The sequence below is a fragment of the Thermococcus sp. EP1 genome, assembly GCF_001317345.1.
Taxonomy (GTDB): domain Archaea; phylum Methanobacteriota_B; class Thermococci; order Thermococcales; family Thermococcaceae; genus Thermococcus_A.
Map to the genome: position 1 here is coordinate 73966 of NZ_JXCG01000006.1, position 16335 is coordinate 90300.

Annotated in this window: 20 protein-coding genes and 1 pseudogene; 7 read left to right on the forward strand and 14 right to left on the reverse strand. The window is 38.7% G+C overall.

From position 1 onward, the window contains the following. The first annotated feature begins 107 nt into the window (after positions 1 to 107). The 3 genes from EP1X_RS06095 to EP1X_RS06105 are packed head-to-tail and all read left to right on the forward strand — an operon-like array spanning position 108 to position 2449. Positions 108 to 1178, forward strand: coding sequence for a Clp1/GlmU family protein (locus EP1X_RS06095; RefSeq protein ID WP_055282720.1), 1071 nt, complete (start codon positions 108 to 110; stop codon positions 1176 to 1178). Between the two features lie 47 nt (positions 1179 to 1225). Further along, positions 1226 to 2065 carry a geranylgeranylglycerol-phosphate geranylgeranyltransferase gene (locus EP1X_RS06100; RefSeq protein WP_055282722.1) on the forward strand — a complete coding sequence of 280 codons (840 nt, stop codon included), beginning with the start codon at positions 1226 to 1228 and terminating at the stop codon, positions 2063 to 2065. 3 nt (positions 2066 to 2068) lie between these two features. Then, positions 2069 to 2449: a hypothetical protein gene (locus tag EP1X_RS06105; protein WP_055282724.1), complete on the forward strand. Its 381-nt coding sequence runs from the start codon at positions 2069 to 2071 to the stop codon at positions 2447 to 2449. A 32-nt stretch (positions 2450 to 2481) separates the two neighbouring features. Here the strand turns inward: EP1X_RS06105 and EP1X_RS06110 are convergent, their stop codons facing one another. The 13 genes and pseudogenes from EP1X_RS06110 to EP1X_RS06170 all read right to left on the reverse strand — a co-directional run bounded on the left by EP1X_RS06110 (position 2482) and on the right by EP1X_RS06170 (position 11705). Further along, the gene (locus EP1X_RS06110) at positions 2482 to 3282 is read right to left on the reverse strand and encodes an OB-fold nucleic acid binding domain-containing protein (protein WP_055282725.1); all 801 of its coding nucleotides are present in this window, start codon (positions 3280 to 3282) and stop codon (positions 2482 to 2484) included. After that, positions 3279 to 3650 (reverse strand): hypothetical protein, encoded by a 372-nt coding sequence (locus EP1X_RS06115; protein WP_055282727.1) that lies wholly within the window; start codon positions 3648 to 3650, stop codon positions 3279 to 3281. The genes EP1X_RS06110 and EP1X_RS06115 overlap by 4 nt, the downstream gene beginning before the upstream one ends. A 1-nt stretch (position 3651) precedes the next feature. Continuing rightward, complete coding sequence (locus EP1X_RS06120) at positions 3652 to 4713, reverse strand: OB-fold nucleic acid binding domain-containing protein (RefSeq protein WP_055282729.1); 1062 nt, start codon at positions 4711 to 4713, stop codon at positions 3652 to 3654. 118 nt (positions 4714 to 4831) lie between these two features. Further along, on the reverse strand, positions 4832 to 5404 hold the full coding sequence (scpB, locus tag EP1X_RS06125) for an SMC-Scp complex subunit ScpB (protein WP_055282731.1): 573 nt from the start codon (positions 5402 to 5404) through the stop codon (positions 4832 to 4834). Between the two features lie 113 nt (positions 5405 to 5517). Next, positions 5518 to 5817 (reverse strand): antibiotic biosynthesis monooxygenase, encoded by a 300-nt coding sequence (locus EP1X_RS06130; protein WP_253276548.1) that lies wholly within the window; start codon positions 5815 to 5817, stop codon positions 5518 to 5520. 113 nt (positions 5818 to 5930) lie between these two features. Next, entirely contained in the window at positions 5931 to 6893 is a 963-nt protein-coding gene (locus EP1X_RS06135) for a hypothetical protein (protein WP_055282734.1), read from the reverse strand. A gap of 125 nt (positions 6894 to 7018) precedes the next feature. Next, entirely contained in the window at positions 7019 to 7207 is a 189-nt protein-coding gene (locus EP1X_RS06140; protein ID WP_055282736.1) for a hypothetical protein, read from the reverse strand. Between the two features lie 56 nt (positions 7208 to 7263). Then, positions 7264 to 7389: pseudogene (locus tag EP1X_RS10235) on the reverse strand (short-chain dehydrogenase); the annotation flags it as partial. 52 nt (positions 7390 to 7441) lie between these two features. After that, the gene (locus EP1X_RS06145; RefSeq protein ID WP_055282738.1) at positions 7442 to 8404 is read right to left on the reverse strand and encodes a radical SAM protein; all 963 of its coding nucleotides are present in this window, start codon (positions 8402 to 8404) and stop codon (positions 7442 to 7444) included. A gap of 153 nt (positions 8405 to 8557) precedes the next feature. Continuing rightward, positions 8558 to 9367, reverse strand: coding sequence for an MBL fold metallo-hydrolase (locus EP1X_RS06150; RefSeq protein ID WP_055282739.1), 810 nt, complete (start codon positions 9365 to 9367; stop codon positions 8558 to 8560). An 11-nt stretch (positions 9368 to 9378) separates the two neighbouring features. Then, complete coding sequence (locus tag EP1X_RS06155) at positions 9379 to 10281, reverse strand: hypothetical protein (RefSeq protein ID WP_055282741.1); 903 nt, start codon at positions 10279 to 10281, stop codon at positions 9379 to 9381. Between the two features lie 73 nt (positions 10282 to 10354). After that, positions 10355 to 10807: a NifB/NifX family molybdenum-iron cluster-binding protein gene (locus tag EP1X_RS06160; RefSeq protein ID WP_055282743.1), complete on the reverse strand. Its 453-nt coding sequence runs from the start codon at positions 10805 to 10807 to the stop codon at positions 10355 to 10357. A gap of 298 nt (positions 10808 to 11105) precedes the next feature. After that, a complete protein-coding gene (locus EP1X_RS06170; protein ID WP_055282748.1) occupies positions 11106 to 11705 on the reverse strand; it encodes a NifB/NifX family molybdenum-iron cluster-binding protein in 600 nt (199 codons plus the stop codon). 415 nt (positions 11706 to 12120) lie between these two features. Between EP1X_RS06170 and EP1X_RS06175 the strand changes: the two genes are divergently transcribed. From EP1X_RS06175 to EP1X_RS06190, 4 genes are all read left to right on the forward strand, one after another. Next, positions 12121 to 12981, forward strand: a complete 861-nt coding sequence (locus tag EP1X_RS06175; RefSeq protein WP_055282749.1) for a P-loop NTPase — start codon at positions 12121 to 12123, stop codon at positions 12979 to 12981. Between the two features lie 5 nt (positions 12982 to 12986). After that, positions 12987 to 13874 (forward strand): P-loop NTPase, encoded by an 888-nt coding sequence (locus tag EP1X_RS06180; protein ID WP_055282751.1) that lies wholly within the window; start codon positions 12987 to 12989, stop codon positions 13872 to 13874. 112 nt (positions 13875 to 13986) lie between these two features. Continuing rightward, on the forward strand, positions 13987 to 14730 hold the full coding sequence (locus EP1X_RS06185; RefSeq protein ID WP_156300717.1) for a hypothetical protein: 744 nt from the start codon (positions 13987 to 13989) through the stop codon (positions 14728 to 14730). A gap of 23 nt (positions 14731 to 14753) precedes the next feature. Then, positions 14754 to 15854, forward strand: coding sequence for a radical SAM protein (locus EP1X_RS06190; protein WP_055282901.1), 1101 nt, complete (start codon positions 14754 to 14756; stop codon positions 15852 to 15854). Here EP1X_RS06190 and EP1X_RS06195 read toward each other — a convergent pair. Beyond that, positions 15846 to 16181, reverse strand: coding sequence for a DUF134 domain-containing protein (locus EP1X_RS06195; protein WP_055282903.1), 336 nt, complete (start codon positions 16179 to 16181; stop codon positions 15846 to 15848). The two genes, EP1X_RS06190 and EP1X_RS06195, sit on opposite strands and share 9 nt — an antisense overlap. Positions 16182 to 16335: the final 154 nt, after the last annotated feature.

A 16335-nucleotide genomic window follows, 5' to 3' on the forward strand; every position in this document is an offset into this window, starting at 1 on the left:
GTTTGAGAGTTTAATAAATCTTTTGGTCTTTGTAAACAAATCCCACTACTTATTGCCATCCAATGCTCAGGGTTAATTTTTTAATTATTTCCTTTTTAATTTTAACTATGAATAAAGCCAAGTACACAAACAGAGTTCCAGAAGATAGAAAAGAAGTTGTTGAAGTCATCAAAAAGCTCAAAAAACCTGTAAAAGTCATGATAATAGGGAGTGTAGATAGTGGAAAGACCACACTCACAGTCTTTTTAGCAAATGAACTGTTAAAAGAGGGCCTTAGAGTAGGAATAATTGATAGTGATATAGGTCAAAAGGGAATTCTTCCTCCAGCAGTCATTAGCCTTGGATTTCCAGAGAAGGTGTTTACCTCGCTAGATGAGATAAAAGCCGAAAAACACTATTTTGTAGGCACCATTACTCCCAATCAGTTCTTTGGGGAAATGATAACTGGTGTAAAACTCCTTGTGAATGAGGGCATTAAAAGGGCAGACGTTATTCTTATAGACACTACTGGCCTAGTCCATGGCCCAGGTGTAGAATTAAAACGAATGAAAATCGAAGTAACTAATCCTGACATTATTATTGCCCTTCAGAAAAAAGACGAGCTTGAAAATATTATTCAGCCTTTTGAGGATAAAATAAGAATATTCAAGTTGAAAATTAGTGAAAACGCGAGAATTCACACCAGAGAAGAAAGAAGAAAAATAAGACGAGACAAGTGGAAAAGATATTTCAAAGAATCCCATGAATGGGAGATTGACCTGCAACAGATAAACATAAGTGGCACGCTAATGTTCCAAGGGACAAAAATCACTGAAGAAGAGAAGAATACACTAGAGCGTCTTTTTAGGTGGATAATCTTTCACGGAAGAAAAATTTCCAATAAGTATTTCGTGGTAAAAGCCGATATTGGGAACTTTCCCAGAGGATTTGATCGAAACACACTTGTAACCTGTGATTTTGAAAACTTAAGCAATCTTATCGTTGGCCTTATAGACAGGAAAGGGTTTTGTTTGGGATTGGGGATTCTCAAGCTCATAAATTTCAACGAGCTTAAAGCTCATTTAATGACTCCCCTAAATAAGGAAGAACTTGAAAAAATTACGGAAATAAGGTTAGGCAGAATTAGAGTTAGGGAAGACGGAGAAGAGCTCGGCCTCCTCCCTAGAGAAGCCCTTTAGAGAAACATTTTTAACCAAAAAGTGTCTGGTAGTATTAGGTGCTCCTAATGGAAGTCAAAGGACTCGTTGAAATTGTAAGACCGGCTAATTGTATTATCGCAGGTTTAGTAGGCATCCTTGGCGCTACTGTGGCCTTAGGTAGTTTACCTCCTAACAAAACAAGTTTGCTGATATTCTTAGTAGTTTTCTTAGGATGTAGCTGGGGAAACACTATAAATGATTATTTTGATTATGAAATTGATAAAATTAACAGACCAAAGAGACCTCTTCCGAGAGGAGCCTTTTCCAGAAATACTGCCCTCATTTATGGTCTCTCCCTGGCACTTTCAGGCCTTTTTATAGCATATTTAATTGGTATTGAAGCATTTCTCTTTGCATTAGGTGCATATTTATTGATGTTCCTCTATGCATGGAAACTCAAACCCCTGCCATTCATCGGGAACTTAGCCGTTGCAACCTTAACTGGAGCAACGCCTATTTACGGCGCAATCGCCGTTGAGAAAATAGGGTTAGCAGGTTATCTTGCTCTTTGTGCATTCTTGGTAAACGTTGCCAGAGAAATTTTCAAAGATGTCGAAGACATAGAAGGTGATAAAATCCAAGGTGCAAAGACCCTCCCTATTATTTGGGGAGTTAAGAGGGCTTCCATGATTGGAGTTTTATTCAACATAACTACCATTATGGCGTCGTTCCTTCCTGTAAGGGTGGGAATAGGTCTTGGATACTTCCCTATAATCTTTGTGGATGGAATAATTTTATGGGCAAGTTACGAAGTTTTAAAAAGCCCCTCTCCTACAACTGCCGGGAAGGTTCAAAGAAAGCTGAAAATTGCCATATATTTGGCAGTGCTTAGCTTTTTACTAGGATCAATAACAAGGGAGGTGTAGTAAATGGAATTTAGAGACGTAATCGAAAAAGAGTTGGCTAATCCTAAACTTTGGACTCTCATCACGTTTAAAACCCCATATGGACCTGGTGAAACCATGGATCAACTAGCAAATCTTCTTGAAGAACTGGGATGGAAAGTCACCTTTAAAGCAAATTGGTGGACTGCAGACATCCCGTATGGGGTGATCAGATTAGACGCAGAATATGAAGGCCGAGAGAAAATAATCTTGGGGAGATGGATACTTGGAAGCAAGTGTGAACTTCTTAAAATCGAGAACCTAGACTTGGAAAAGGGCAAAAATGAGTTCTACAGACTAGTAGACGGAATTACATCAACACTAATACATGACCCAGTTATTAGAACTATGAGAGAACAATATTAACACCACTTTTTAATATTTTAAAAAAGGAAAAATCATTCAAGAATCTGGTAATAGCCTATCTCTGGTTCAAAGATTTCACCCTCCGCCAAAAGGGTCCTAATGGCCTCTTCAATGGTTTCTATATCGTACTTGTCTTGCAGTTTTCTTTGAATAAACTTAAGTGAAACGGCCATTCCCTTTGATCGGAGAATCTCAAGTACTGCTTTCTTAACTTCTTCCAAACCTTCCTTAACTTTTTCGGCCTCCTCAAAGAATTCTTCCTCAAATGCAGACTCCTCAGCTTTTTGCTCCATTATCACAGCATAAAGTTCATCAATGGTAGCAAGTAAATCTTCGGATATTCCTTTGTTCTTAGCTATTACTCTCGCTTTTGCTGTTATTCCATACGTATTATATATCTCAAAGGCCAATCTTGCCTTCTTGATGTGCTCCACTTTATCTCTTAAGGTCTCATAGCGATGTAATATCCACATGTTCGGGTCTACTCTGGTCACTCCTTCAATCAACACTTGCTTATCATCTCTCCATTCTGTAATTTTACCAATTAGCTGAACCATGTCTCCTTTTTTCACTAAACGAATGAATCTCGTATCATCCCTAAACCCAAGAACCCATATCACTCCAGTTCCGTCATCAATCTGAAACTTACCATAAGTTTCATCCTCTGCAATAATTGGTTCTCTGACTACAGTGCCTACAATTTTTGCTCTGTAAACTTTCCTTGCATCCTTTGTGATTAGATAATTAGGTTCGAAATCACCCTCACTTTTTACATAAAACCCTTCAAGTATATCCTTTATATAAACCCTAGTTGAAGGTAATCTCTTTTTCATTCTAACCACCCTGCAAGAGCATTTTTAATTTTCGGGAGAAGCTTTTTTTCGAGTTCTTGCACTTCCTCTAGATACTCTATGTCCACATTGCTAAAGTCCTGAACAACCTCACCGTAAATGTGCATTTCTTCATTCCTAATGACTCTACCAATTATCCTCACTGTCTGACCAATTTTTGGTAAGATGTTCTCCTCACATTCAATTGGAACAACCCCAGTTCCGTCATCAAGCCAGAAAATATAGTCTATCTTATCTACCTTGACAACTTTACCAATAAGGGATACTCTAAGATCATCAAGAGTAATTTCAGAGATTTTTCTTTCCACAGCAGGTCTGCGTCTTTTAATACGAACTGGCATCTCTTCCATATCACTCTACCTCCTCCAAAAGCTCTCTCCTAACTCTTTCAATTTCTCTTTTACAATCCACATCATCCCAAGATGAAGCCTTCAATATCAGGCCTAAGAAGCGATCTTCAACAACATTTCCTCTAACTACTATCTCTTTACCAAGCACATGATAAAATTCATCCTCTGCTAGCTTTCTACCAGCTTCCCTTGTAGTCATGCCTGTTTTTATCAGTTCCTTAAGTTTCTCGCCTATTTCTTCAGGTTCTACACCGAGAATTTCTACCACGTCATCTCCAAATAAAGTGACTCTAATGTAACCTGTGGAATCATCCAGACCAAAGTCAAGAATCGTAGCAGTTATTGGTTTTACTTCCCCATGTTCTATACATATCCATACGTTTGTCGCTGGATCATAATCAACTTTTCTCCTACATTGAGGACATGCATCATAAGCAATGACTCTGTAAAGTTTGGCTATTGTGCCCCTAACTTCTACAAATTTCTCTCCACCCATTAGCTCTCCAATCTTCTTTCTTGTGTAATTATAGCTCCTAACCTCCTCAATAGGCGGAATCTCACTTACTCTTGGGTCGTCCGGATTTAAAATGAGTCTGCTCCTGAAGCTTACATGAAGCTCTGGAAGACCTCTAAGACTTTCCCTTACATCGGCGTTTATTATCTTAACCACACTTCCAACTTGTATCTCATTGTAATACTTTGCAATTTCAGAATCCCACAGAACAACTCTTGCCCTTCCAGTGCTATCATAAATCAGAAGTCCTGCTACCCTTCCTAAAGAACCATCTTTCTTCTTGTATTCCCTAACAGGATATTTTCGAAGAACTCTTCCAACTATATTAACTCCCCTCATTCCTGGAACCAAATCAGCGAGATGCATAAGTGGAGCTTCCTCTTCTTCAGTTTTTACCCCGAGTTCTTCTGCCAGTAAGAGAGCAGCGGCATGCTCAGAGATCTCATTAGCCCGTGCAATCTCATTGATTTTAGCTTCTATCTCCTCCATACTCATGCCTGTTTTTTGCCGTATTCTTTTTACAATCTCATCTTTAGTTATGACTACCATATACACTCACCTAGATAGTAATTAATAGAACAGGTATTTAAAGTTTTTGAATTCGCAATAAACCCTTAATATTTCCCTATACCTCTGAAAAAGAAAAAATAAGCAGCATAAAGAATTACTACTCGGTGTTTTCGTTTTTTTGTTCCTTCTCTATTTTAGATATCAAGTCAGAATACTCTGCATGAACAACTTTTTTAAAGGCCTCTTTAATTATGAGAGGATCATTCTCTGGAAAGCCATAAAGCTCAGCAAACTTTTGGGTTGTTCCAAGGATTTTTGTTCTTTCATAGGGCTCCGCATATACCAAGCCCATTCCCAGCAGACGTTTTATATGTTCATATACCTGGCTTCCTCTGAGCTTCACTAATTTGCTCTGCTCGATTGGCTGAAGATATGCTATCAATGCGAGTGTCTTGAGTTCTCCTGTTCTCAGATCTGGCCTTGGCATTAACTGAACTACCCTTTGAGAATACTCTTGCTTAACTTGCATTACGTATTTGTCTCCTAAAACCCTCACTACCTCTATAGCACTGTTTCTTTCTGCATATTCCGCTGCTATAAGCTCAATAAGCTTCTCGATATAGTCAAGGGATTTTATTCCCAAAGCCTTCGAAATCTCTTTCACACTCAGCGGCCTACCAGATACGAATAAAGCAGCCTCAACTAGGGCCTTGTCCTCAATTAATCCCATGATCATCACCTAGAGAGATATTTCAGAATTAATATTGTATTATTCTTTGCATTTTATATTGGTTTCGCATTAGTTACCTCTTGAAAGTCTCATTCTTTAGGGCGGGAAGAAGGTTAGTTCTCATAAAACACACGATACATGGAAACGTATTTCTCTTTTTCCAGTAAGAATTCGTCGTCTTCTGGATAATACTTCGCAAGTTCTGGATTTTCACCAGCGAATTTTTTAATAGACTCCATAGAATCCCAGATAGTTACAAGAAGGAAATGAGCCACTGTGTCTTCATCTTTTCGTGTGAAATATAGTTTTAGTAAACCATCGACAGAGCTATAATCCGGTACTGCCCTTTCAATTAAGAACTTCTCATACTCATCAGCTTTCTCAATAGGAACTTTGCCATGCCACAACCTCATAATTGCCAAAATATCACCTCCTCTTTACTCTATAAACATTACATGATATATGAACATTGTGCATTCAAATAATAGGATTGATAAATCGGAGTTCTGATGATTTTATCATCCAATCATGCTTCCAATGCCCATTTAGCACTTTTCCAAAAGCTGATTACCCCTATACCGCTTCCTACAACCCAAAGAACGGCGAGTATGATGAACTTAAGCTCATGAAATTGCACTTCAAGGGTTGAGAACAACACTGCTGAGATCATGAAAATGAGAGAAAGGACAAACAGTCGATAAAAATCAAGCTCATACTCAACTCTTTCTATATCCTCTCTCTTTGATCTCTTCAGTGCTCTGTAGATTAAATAGAATGTCAAAGCATAGAGTAACCAGATAACAGCCTGAGGCCCTATTTCTGGTATTGCTGCTGGATTTATCCCGAAACCCAGAACTACGTAGTATAACAACAACACAGGAATTAAGAACTTAAGCTCCCCCTTTGTAGGAAGAAGTCCTTCCATATCATCATCTCTATCGAATTTTTGCCTCCAAATGTAGATTAAAAGGAGAATAACTCCAAGCGTGCTCACAGCAGATGTGAAAGATGCAAATGGTGATGGAGAGTTAGAGCTTTCAAGCATCCCAAATATAAAAGCAAAAAGATAAGGTCTTTTGAGTAGTGGGCTGGGTAATACATTCCTTTTAGATGTTAATAATTCAGCAACACCTATAGGGAGTATAAAAGACATAAATGGGTGCCAAAAGAGTACTATTACAAGAACCTCTAAGATGCCTATGCCTCCAATGTGAATTGGCGACTCCCACTCAGGATTCCATATAACTTTCGTTATGTATGCCTCATAAAGACCGAAAATAACGCCTGCTAAGTAGAGTGTTTCGAATCTTGGTTTCCCAAAGTGGTAAACAACTGAACCTAAAATTAGAGTGTGGAGTCCATAGAGGGGAAGAATTACAAGTAGTCCCCAGGAAGTAAAGAAAGGATAAAGAGTTGCTCCTATCGTAACTTCACCAAAGAAAGCTGAGAATGAAGCAATGATCAGCCAGAAAAAGGGTCTTCTCACCATTTCACCTCCACAACTCACCTACTCTTTTTCAAGCTACCTCTTCTTTTTACTTTATGAGTTTAGATGAGCTCTTTATATTCGATGAGGATGAACTTTAGAGTTTCTCTATTACCTTCATGACTATGTTAAAAATAATTGCTCAGCACAAAGAGTACAAAACCTACCACAATTAATCCAAGGAGTATCACTATTGCACTCTCAAGTTTTGAGTAATCTCTAAGCTCCCTACTCTGACTAAGAAATTCTTTCTGTTTTACCTTCGACATTATTTCAGAATCTTTAATGGTTTTCTGGTCGGGAAAAGGACCACGCATTGAGCGCACCTATCTATTTTTATCTTCAAATTTTAATAAATTTATCGCTTTTAAAAGTTCCTCCTCGTTCTTGAAAGTAGTATTACATCAATCCCCATTGCTAGAAGTTTTGCAACACCAAAACTAATCCCTTTAGAAGAGGCCGTTGTAAAAGCTAACTTTCCATTAAGTCTTATCTCCATAATATCATCACTAAAATCTCATTACTTAAAGAATTATAAATTTTCACAAACATCATTCCCTTGAAGAGTTTCTACTAGGCAATCTCCTCATGTAGAACCTTTTTCCTTCATACTCAAGTTCAATGAGCTTTCCCGTATTCAAAAGCTTTTCAACGATCCCCCAATCAACATTTGCTTTCTTTAAAAGTTCCTTCACGCCATCTTCTCTCATCGGATGAACACTTGTAATGCTCAATAAGTCCTCCTCAATGTTTCCCGTAAAAGTGAAAGCATTTCCTTCGTAGCCAATTAAATATTCAACCCTATCAACGACTTTTGCAAAAGTTTGAAATGCCTGGTTAATAATTTCTTCTTTTGGTGGTTTAACCCATTTTTCCGTTGGTGGTCTAGTAGGAATTGAGATATATGCTACATCAGGCTTTAGCTCTTTCAAAAACTCTGCTATCCTCTCAAACTCATCTCTATAATTTACTCTATCAATTAGCATAGTCTCTGTTACAAGTTTACCTTTGAACTCTTTTCTAAACTCTATCATACCCTCCAAAATTGTATTAAGCCTCAGACTTTTATGAGGCCTATCTATTTTTCGCCATAACTCCTCACTAACAGCATCAACTTTTAAAGAGACAAAATTAAACCTCAACAGCTCTTCTCTAACATCATCACGCCATATCAAAGAAGAGTTCGTTAAAATTGCAAGAGGAATTTCAAGTTCCGTTAAAAGCTCAGCCTCCTTTCCAAGGTTTACATCTAATGTTGGCTCTCCATCAGGAACAAAAGTAATATAATCAATTTTCTCATTTCTTGCCTTCACTTCTTCAACTTTTTTCTTAACGTCTTCAAAGATAACTTCTGGACCATAAAACTCCTTTCTTTTAATTTCCATCTTTAGGGTCTTCCCAACTTGGCAGTAAACACAAGCATAAGAACAAAACTTGTCGGGAATGTTGTTTACCCCAAGACTTCTCCCAAGTCTGCGAGAAGGAACAGGACCAAAGGCAATTAAGGTTCTCATAATGATCACCAAAATTAGGTTAATCTAATCCTCTTTAAGGTTTTTGTATTACCACTCTGGCTGACCATAGCCTTGGTAAAGGACATAAACCGCGTAACAACTAACTTTTTTCTTCTCCTAAAGACTAAGACCCTCAGATAGGTAAGAGTTATTTTAAAGCTCTATCACTTTTCCAACATATAGGGGCTCAAAGTTTTTTCCAAAAGTGTACATAAATGATGCCATTGCTTCAAAACCCGTGCAATGACCTGCATAAAGTTTTTGAACGCCCAATTCTTTTAGACCTCTTATTGCCTCCCTCCGCAATCTCTCGTTAGAGCCCATCAGATGGAAACCTCCTATTAGGGCCTTAACAGGTTTATTCAACGAACTTTGAGCGACTATATTTAAGATCCCACTGTGACCACAACCCGTTATTACAATGACACTCTCTCCATCTTCTACAACTAGTGCTATATCATCCCTAACAGGATCTTTGATAAGCCCATTATCTTTCACAATATATCCAACTCTTCTATCCCAAGTTACTCTCTTGATCTCTCCGCTAGTCCAAACTCCATCAAAAATCTTTAATGGCTTTTTATCAAGAATAAAGTTTGCTCCAAGCTTTTCCAATTCTTCTTGGAGATATGGAATCCCTATATCCCTTCGCTTGGGCTTTAGTGCTATTCGCTGTAGAAAGATCTCAGGGTGAGCATAAATATCTATAGCACTTCTCCTAGCTCTAAGAAACTCCTTCAACCCTCCAGTGTGATCGTAATGACCGTGAGTTAAAACGACTGCATCGATTTTTTCTGGATCTATTTCCAAGGCTTCCATGTTATGGAGAAGAATTTTCCCTTCCGTTCCAACATCCACTAAAATTCTCCTCCCATCGTATTCAATAAAAAGAGAAAATCCATGGTATCCTAAGAGGCCCTTTTTAAACCCTGCATGATTCTCAAAAAGTACTGTAATTCTCATCTTTGACTCCCTCAAATCAACAGTTTACCAAACTCAACTTCTAAGGTCTGTGTCGTTCTCCATACGAAAGCTCCTTCTCCTTTGAGAACATGCTTTCTCATGGCTCCTTGTGGGACCCCATTTGCTTCATAAATCATGCTCTGCAGATCAGGATCATTGTAAAGGACAAGTGTCGGACCCGGAACATTAAGAAGGTTCTCTGCTACATATCTAGACGCTAAAAGAGTAACTCTTCCCCTCATGGGCTGGGTCAATAAAGGAATAGCAGCACTTCCTGGAGTAGTATAGAAAAGAACTGCAGCATCATCAATACCTATTAAGGTATTCCTTCTATCTTTCACTGCTGCTGCAAGAATTAAGAACGCCATTCCTACAAGAGTTATGCTGTAAGCGTTGCCAAAGTCTATGAGAACACTTTTTCCAAGCTCTGGAGGTTTGCCCTTAAAGAAAACCTCATCAAGAGTAGTATAAGTTTCTCGTATCACTTCACTATACTTCTCTTTAGACACTGCAGCCTCTGGAACACTTTTTATTTTTCCTGTTAGTATATCAGAGTAAAGTTTATTCGTAAGGGAACGATCTAACCCATAAATTGTTTGGATTATAGTTGCCGCTGTGTAAAAGTTCTTTAAAATACCTTCCTTTGCCATTTTTATTGGATCCAGACCAGTTGGTTTATTGTCCTCTATTTTTACTATTGTATCAAACTTCTCCTTTGAGTATTTTCCTCTCGTATCAAAGAAAACCAATCCATATTCCTTCTCTAGAAACCTATCCCCAATGTACTCAATCACTTTGGTTGGATCATCGTCGATCCCAAAAATTTTCAAGCTCCTTCCGTGGTAAACAGGATCATAGTATATTTCTTTCTCTTCATACTCTAAAATTTTTACAGCTAATTTGCTATATTTCATGAGGTTCACCAAACAATTATTAGGTAAATGAAGTATAAACGGATTTCTCTTAAGTAGAAGATAAAAAGAAAAGTCACCAACCACCTTTGCCTTGTCCCCTTCTGTGTCCCATTCCTTGACCTCTTCCACGGCCCATCGTTCGGCTGCTGCCTCTTCCAGGACCCATCCCCCCTTCAGGGCCTAGAATTGCTTGAGTCAATTCACCACGTAAAAATGCCCTCACAGCTTCTTCTACAGTCATGGTTGGAGGAGCTGAAACAAACCTTATGCCTGATGCTTGAAGTATTTGGGAAGAGTTGGGTCCAAACTGACCAGCTATGACAACATTTGCACTTTCATTTATACAAAATTGAGCCGCCTGAACACCAGCTCCTCTTGAAGCACTTGCACCAGGATTAGGAGCTACTTTAGTATTTTTTATTTGCCCTTCTTCAATATCCACTATTGTGAACATTGGAGCTCTCCCAAAAGCTTGGTTAACAAAATCATTCAATCCACCTTTCGCAGTTGCTACCACTATTTTCATGATTATCACCCCAAAGAATTAGGGAGACCGAATTTAAAAAAGTTTGCATAAGCTCAAAAAACCTCCACCCCTATTTGGCCTCAGAAAACCTCTGATAATGAGAAGCACTATGAAGCCCAAGGTATACGGAAGGGCCACAAAAAGTAGCTTTATGAAAAAGTAAATAATTCCAATCAGCAAAAGCATGTCAATCAAATAATAAGGTTCTCTCAGGCGATAGTTAAAGAAACTTTGTCTTCTATAGCCCCTCCCCATTCCTCGTGGCATTTTTAATCCTCCAAAAATTAAAGAGAAAAGTTCACCACCAGCCAAAATATCTAGCTATCCAGTTTCTTCTATTTGGCATTCCAGTCCATGGACAGTATCCTAATCTTGCTCCCCAGCCACGTCCTCCTCTACCCCAACCTCTACCAAATCCTCCTCCTATACCTCTACCAAATCCTCTACCCCAACCAAAGCCGTACGCTGGATACGGTGGAACAGGAGGATAATACTGTGGGTTCTGGGAGGACACTTGAACAGGAGGATAAGATGGAGCTCGTGGAAATTCTGATGGTGGCGAAGGAGTTTCTCCCTTTATAATTCTGTCAACAGCTTCCTTTATTGATGTTCCTGCCGGAAAGGTGTAGTATTTGATCCCAGCTGCTTGAATGGCACCCATGGCATTTGGCCCTATTTGTGATGCTATTATTGTATCAACCCCTTCGTTTATAAGTGCCTGTACAGCTATTGGACCAGCCCCTCCTCCTGCGTATGCAGCTTGATTTTGGAGTACTTTGACATTCTTTATCTCCCCATTCTCCACATCAACTATTGTAAACACTGGTGCCCGCGCAAATACTGGAGCTATGGTATCTTCCAATCCTCCATTTGTCGAACTTGATATTCCAATCCTCATCCTCATCACCACCCATATTTCTGTTATGTGCATATGCACAAAATCTTAAAAACTTTTCGATTAACTTAACATTTAGCCGGAACATCAGTTTTCTGCTACTTTTCTTCAAATTCATTCCAGATTTCGTCAAACTTCCTCCCACAATATGCTTGAGCACAATGTTTAAACCTCTCGGCTGAGCGAAGAACACAATTTAACGCTCCGTTTGATCTCTTTTCCACTAATTCAAAACTTGCATCACCCCCTGATTTCGTATATCGAGAAAAATTTTGAATCCCCATAGTGAGTATCTGCCAAAGTTTCATAATCTTTCATACCAAATGCAACTCTAAGCTTTCTCATTTCCAGATCATCATGATAGCATATGCACAAAATTTTTAAAGTTTTAGGCCTCCCTAACTCTGGAGGTGAACACATGCAAATAGCAGTGAGTGGGGGTAAAGGAGGAACAGGAAAATCGACAGTTGCAATTAACCTAGCAATAGCCCTAAAGGAATATTTCGACCTTGCATTAGCTGATTTAGATGTTGAAGCACCAAATGACCACATACTCCTTAATGTTGAGCTTCAAAATGAAGAACCTGTCAACATGTTTATGCCTCGTTTTGACTATTCAAAGTGCATCAAATGTAGAAAGTGTGCTGAGATTTGTGAAGAAAATGCAATAATCACTATGAAGGATGGAACCCCCTTCTTGATACCAACTTTATGTTCTGGTTGTAGAGGATGTGAGATAGTATGCCCGGTTCCGGAGGCAATATTGGAGAGACAGAAAACCATGGGGCACACATACCTAACAAACACTGTCTATGGATTTCCCCTCATAACAGGCAAACTCTTGGAAGGAGAAGAGAGAGCTATGCCAATTGTAGTTGCAGCAAAAGAGAGAGCACAAAAGCTCGAGAAAAAGCTTTTACTAGTAGATACTGCTGCAGGTACAAGTAACACCGTTTCCAAAGCTTTAGAAAATTCAAAACTGTTAATTGCAGTTACAGAACCAACTCCATTGGGTCTGCATGATCTCGAACTCATACTAAAGCTTGCAGAGCTTATGGGTATTGAGACTTGGATAGTCCTCAATCGAAGCAGCCTTGGTAATAGGGAAGGAGTTCAAAAAGTGGCAAAAGAATACAAAGTAGAGATAGTCGCAGAAATTCCATATAGCGAGAATATAATCCGCAGCTATATTGAGGGGAAGCCTATAGTGTTAAGCGAGAATAAAGAGGCAGAGGTCTTCAAAGAACTTGCCAAAAAAGTTGCAGAATACGTGGGGTGAGAAGGATGCAGATCGCGATAGCAAGCGGAAAAGGTGGAGTTGGAAAGTCAAGTGTTACTGCTTCACTAGTTTACCTTCTTAAAGACACTTATAAGCTAATAGCGATTGATGCTGATGCTGATGCGCCTAATCTGGACTTACTCTTTAATGTGGAGAAATGGGAAGAGGAAAAAGAACTCATAGGAGCAAAAGTTGCCAAAATAAACACAGAAACATGCATACAATGTGGTATATGTGCTGAGAGATGTCCTTATGATTGTATAAACTTCATTGATGGAGATTACATAGTGAATGAATTAACATGTGAAGGTTGTGGTGTTTGCAGGCTTGTGTGTCCAGTGAAAGGAGTAATCACTTTAGAAGAAGTTCGGTCTGGCATAATTAGAAAGACAACGACAAAATACAACTTTCCCTTAATCTCAGCACAGCTTGATGTGGGTAGACCAAATAGTGGAAAGCTTGTTACTGAAGAGAAAGAATGGGCCAAGAAAATTATGAAAGAACAAAATCTAGAACACATGATAGTGGACTCAGCAGCAGGGATTGGATGTCAAGTAATAGCAAGTCTTGGAGGCGCAGATGCAGTAATACTTATTGCGGAGCCAACTCCTGCTTCATTGAGTGATGTAAAGAGAGTTTACAAAGTTGTTCAGCACTTTAGAGAACCAGCTTACCTAATAATCAATAAAGCAGACCTAAATCCAGGGTTTAGAAGATTACATGAGTTTGCTGAGGAAGAAGATATACCTATAATCGGCGAGATACCGTATGACAAAGCAGTTCCAAAAAGTATGACAATGCTTCAACCAGTTATTGAAGCATTTCCAGAGTCTAAAGCATCTAAAGCTCTTAAAGAAATTGCAAAGATAGTAGAAGAAGAGATTTTAAGATAGTACTTTCTATTTCTCCCACTCACTAATTTTTAAATAATATTATTGTGAGTGTATAACTATGAGTCCGCACCGCCCAGATAATTTAAGGAGCAAAAAAATAGAAAGCGTGGTGATGTTTTATTTGCTTGTCTATCTAATTGTCTACGGTTCAACGCTTGTTATAAAATACTATTTAAAAAATTCTTACATCCTTTTAGATCTTACAGCGACGATTGGGATTACATTTATAGGAATATTTTTAGTTGCTATTCTTGTACTAAAATTGAATAATGAAAAATTACTCCCCTCCCTTTTTGGAATTAGAAGAGATAATTTACGCAATAGCTTTCTATTGGCTGCAGCTCTTTCAACGCCCATCCCGTTGTTTTGGCTCATTGGTATGCAAATTGTAGGTATTGATACATTATTAGTTGCTGCTAAACCGTCCTGGGCAAATTTTCCAATTTCGTTAGGAATTTTAATATTCGCAGTCCTATTCTGGGGTTTAATTGGCACTGTTGCCTTCGCTTTTTGGCAAGCTTTTCCCTATGAACTCATGCGAGACATTTCTCCTAGATTTGCAGTACTTTGGATAGCTATTTTATGGTCTGGACTATATAATACACCACTACTAACCGGAAAACTTGATCCCGTTGATATTCTTTTCTTTGGGTTCCTATTTACATGGGTCTATCACAAAACAAGAAACAGTGTAGGGATTGTGCTAGCGTATCTCTTGAATGAAAATCCCTTGTGGTGGATAATAGCAGCAATATTTGGGGCAAATATCAGAATAGCATTCATGGTTTTTCTTATTTTTAGAGTGCTAGTGTGTTTAGTTTCAGTTGTGTTGTTAGTAAGAAGAAACTATTTATAAAATATTTCTCAAATCTTTTTAGAATGGCGAAGTGTGAATTATGTGGGTACGAGTCTGAAGAAATTAGTGAAGCAATTGGGGTATGTGTTAACTGCCTTAGGAAAAACCCTCAAAAAGCTTTAGAAAAAGTTATGAAGTCTCATTTCAGATGGCGGAAGCTAATAAACTTGCCTTCCCTTCCTCCTCAAAACGGAGAAATTTCCTGTAAAATCTGTGTTAATGAATGTCAAATTCTAGAAGGAAATCCTGGCTATTGTGGGATAATCTGGAACAGAAAAGGAAAATTGGTGCCAATAACTGGAAGTTTTGACTATGGATACCTCCACTGGTATCTTGATCCTCATCCCACAAACTGTGTTGCACAACCTGTGTGTCCTGAGGCAAAACACAGAGGATTCTGTAACTTAGCAGTCTTTTTCGCCGGCTGTAACTTAGATTGCCTCTTTTGCCAAAACATAGAACACAAATACATGATAAAAAATGGAAATATCGATCCTTTAGCGGGAATTATCATAAGCTCAGAAGAACTTGCTAATGTTGCTATGAAAAGAGAGGTCTCTTGTGTATGTTACTTTGGTGGAGATCCCACACCACACGCACCTTATGCAATTAAAACCTCAAGAGAAATCCTCAAACGAGCAAAAAATATCGAATCAACAAAAAGGATTTGCTGGGAAACAAATGGTCTCGAAAACCCAAATATTATGAAAGAAATGGCCAAATTAAGCATTGAAAGCGGAGGAATAATAAAAATTGATTGGAAAGCATACACACCCCAAGTTTATGAGGCCTTAACAGGCATAAACGGAGAAAAAGCCCTTCAAAGAATAAAGGAAAACATAAAACTTATTTCTTCAATGAAAACAAGAAACGAACCCCCACTGTTAGTCGTGAGCACTCTTGTAGTTCCTCATTACATTGACGGGGAGGAGGTCAGAAAAATAGCAACATATCTTGCAAAACTGGATCCAGAGATTCCTTACGTTCTTCTCGGTTTTGCTCCTCAGCACTTAATGCATGATGTTCTACCTACAAGCAAAAAACAAATGGAAGAGGTCTATCATGCAGCTAAAGAGGAAGGTATAAAAGAAGTTTACATAGAGAATTACTGGCTCTTAAGGTGATTCCTCCTTTGGAATTTCATTTCCTTGGGCAAGAATTATCAACTCCCTCCCTTCAACAAGCATTTGAGCAACTTTTTTTCTCGCTGATGTTAATGCTCTCCACACTGTTCCTCTCGAAACACCTATTCTTTGGCCAGCCTCCTCCTGCGTTAACCCTTCATAATCAACTAATCTCAATACCTCAAACTCCTCATATGTCATGAAGATTGGAGGTTGAGGAGGGCCAAACGGAGGCTTAGCCGGATAAAAGTGTCTAACCTCAGGAATAAAACCTATAAAACGCATTTTCCTTCTCCGACCCCTACCTCTTCCCATTCCTCGGGGCACTTCTTCTCTCACCTGAATCCATTTGGAAGTTTCCCTTTTTAGAGTTTCGGTAAGAAGGAACAACTCCCACTTTCATTATCTTTTAGTACTTCCCATCTTTGATTCTCACAAAATTCCCGCGTTAACTCTCCTATGTCTCCTACTAGTTTCAAGA

Excerpts from the sequence above, each read along its gene's own strand:
- EP1X_RS06095 (WP_055282720.1), top strand. The coding sequence starts at position 108 with ATGAATAAAGCCAAGTACACAAACAGAGTTCCAGAAGATAGAAAAGAA.
- EP1X_RS06100 (WP_055282722.1), top strand. The coding sequence starts at position 1,226 with ATGGAAGTCAAAGGACTCGTTGAAATTGTAAGACCGGCTAATTGTATT.
- EP1X_RS06105 (WP_055282724.1), top strand. The coding sequence starts at position 2,069 with ATGGAATTTAGAGACGTAATCGAAAAAGAGTTGGCTAATCCTAAACTT.
- EP1X_RS06110 (WP_055282725.1), bottom strand. The coding sequence starts at position 3,282 with ATGAAAAAGAGATTACCTTCAACTAGGGTTTATATAAAGGATATACTT.
- EP1X_RS06115 (WP_055282727.1), bottom strand. The coding sequence starts at position 3,650 with ATGGAAGAGATGCCAGTTCGTATTAAAAGACGCAGACCTGCTGTGGAA.
- EP1X_RS06120 (WP_055282729.1), bottom strand. The coding sequence starts at position 4,713 with ATGGTAGTCATAACTAAAGATGAGATTGTAAAAAGAATACGGCAAAAA.
- scpB (WP_055282731.1), bottom strand. The coding sequence starts at position 5,404 with ATGGGATTAATTGAGGACAAGGCCCTAGTTGAGGCTGCTTTATTCGTA.
- EP1X_RS06130 (WP_253276548.1), bottom strand. The coding sequence starts at position 5,817 with ATGAGGTTGTGGCATGGCAAAGTTCCTATTGAGAAAGCTGATGAGTAT.
- EP1X_RS06135 (WP_055282734.1), bottom strand. The coding sequence starts at position 6,893 with ATGGTGAGAAGACCCTTTTTCTGGCTGATCATTGCTTCATTCTCAGCT.
- EP1X_RS06140 (WP_055282736.1), bottom strand. The coding sequence starts at position 7,207 with ATGCGTGGTCCTTTTCCCGACCAGAAAACCATTAAAGATTCTGAAATA.
- EP1X_RS06145 (WP_055282738.1), bottom strand. The coding sequence starts at position 8,404 with ATGAGAACCTTAATTGCCTTTGGTCCTGTTCCTTCTCGCAGACTTGGG.
- EP1X_RS06150 (WP_055282739.1), bottom strand. The coding sequence starts at position 9,367 with ATGAGAATTACAGTACTTTTTGAGAATCATGCAGGGTTTAAAAAGGGC.
- EP1X_RS06155 (WP_055282741.1), bottom strand. The coding sequence starts at position 10,281 with ATGAAATATAGCAAATTAGCTGTAAAAATTTTAGAGTATGAAGAGAAA.
- EP1X_RS06160 (WP_055282743.1), bottom strand. The coding sequence starts at position 10,807 with ATGAAAATAGTGGTAGCAACTGCGAAAGGTGGATTGAATGATTTTGTT.
- EP1X_RS06170 (WP_055282748.1), bottom strand. The coding sequence starts at position 11,705 with ATGAGGATTGGAATATCAAGTTCGACAAATGGAGGATTGGAAGATACC.
- EP1X_RS06175 (WP_055282749.1), top strand. The coding sequence starts at position 12,121 with ATGCAAATAGCAGTGAGTGGGGGTAAAGGAGGAACAGGAAAATCGACA.
- EP1X_RS06180 (WP_055282751.1), top strand. The coding sequence starts at position 12,987 with ATGCAGATCGCGATAGCAAGCGGAAAAGGTGGAGTTGGAAAGTCAAGT.
- EP1X_RS06185 (WP_156300717.1), top strand. The coding sequence starts at position 13,987 with ATGTTTTATTTGCTTGTCTATCTAATTGTCTACGGTTCAACGCTTGTT.
- EP1X_RS06190 (WP_055282901.1), top strand. The coding sequence starts at position 14,754 with ATGGCGAAGTGTGAATTATGTGGGTACGAGTCTGAAGAAATTAGTGAA.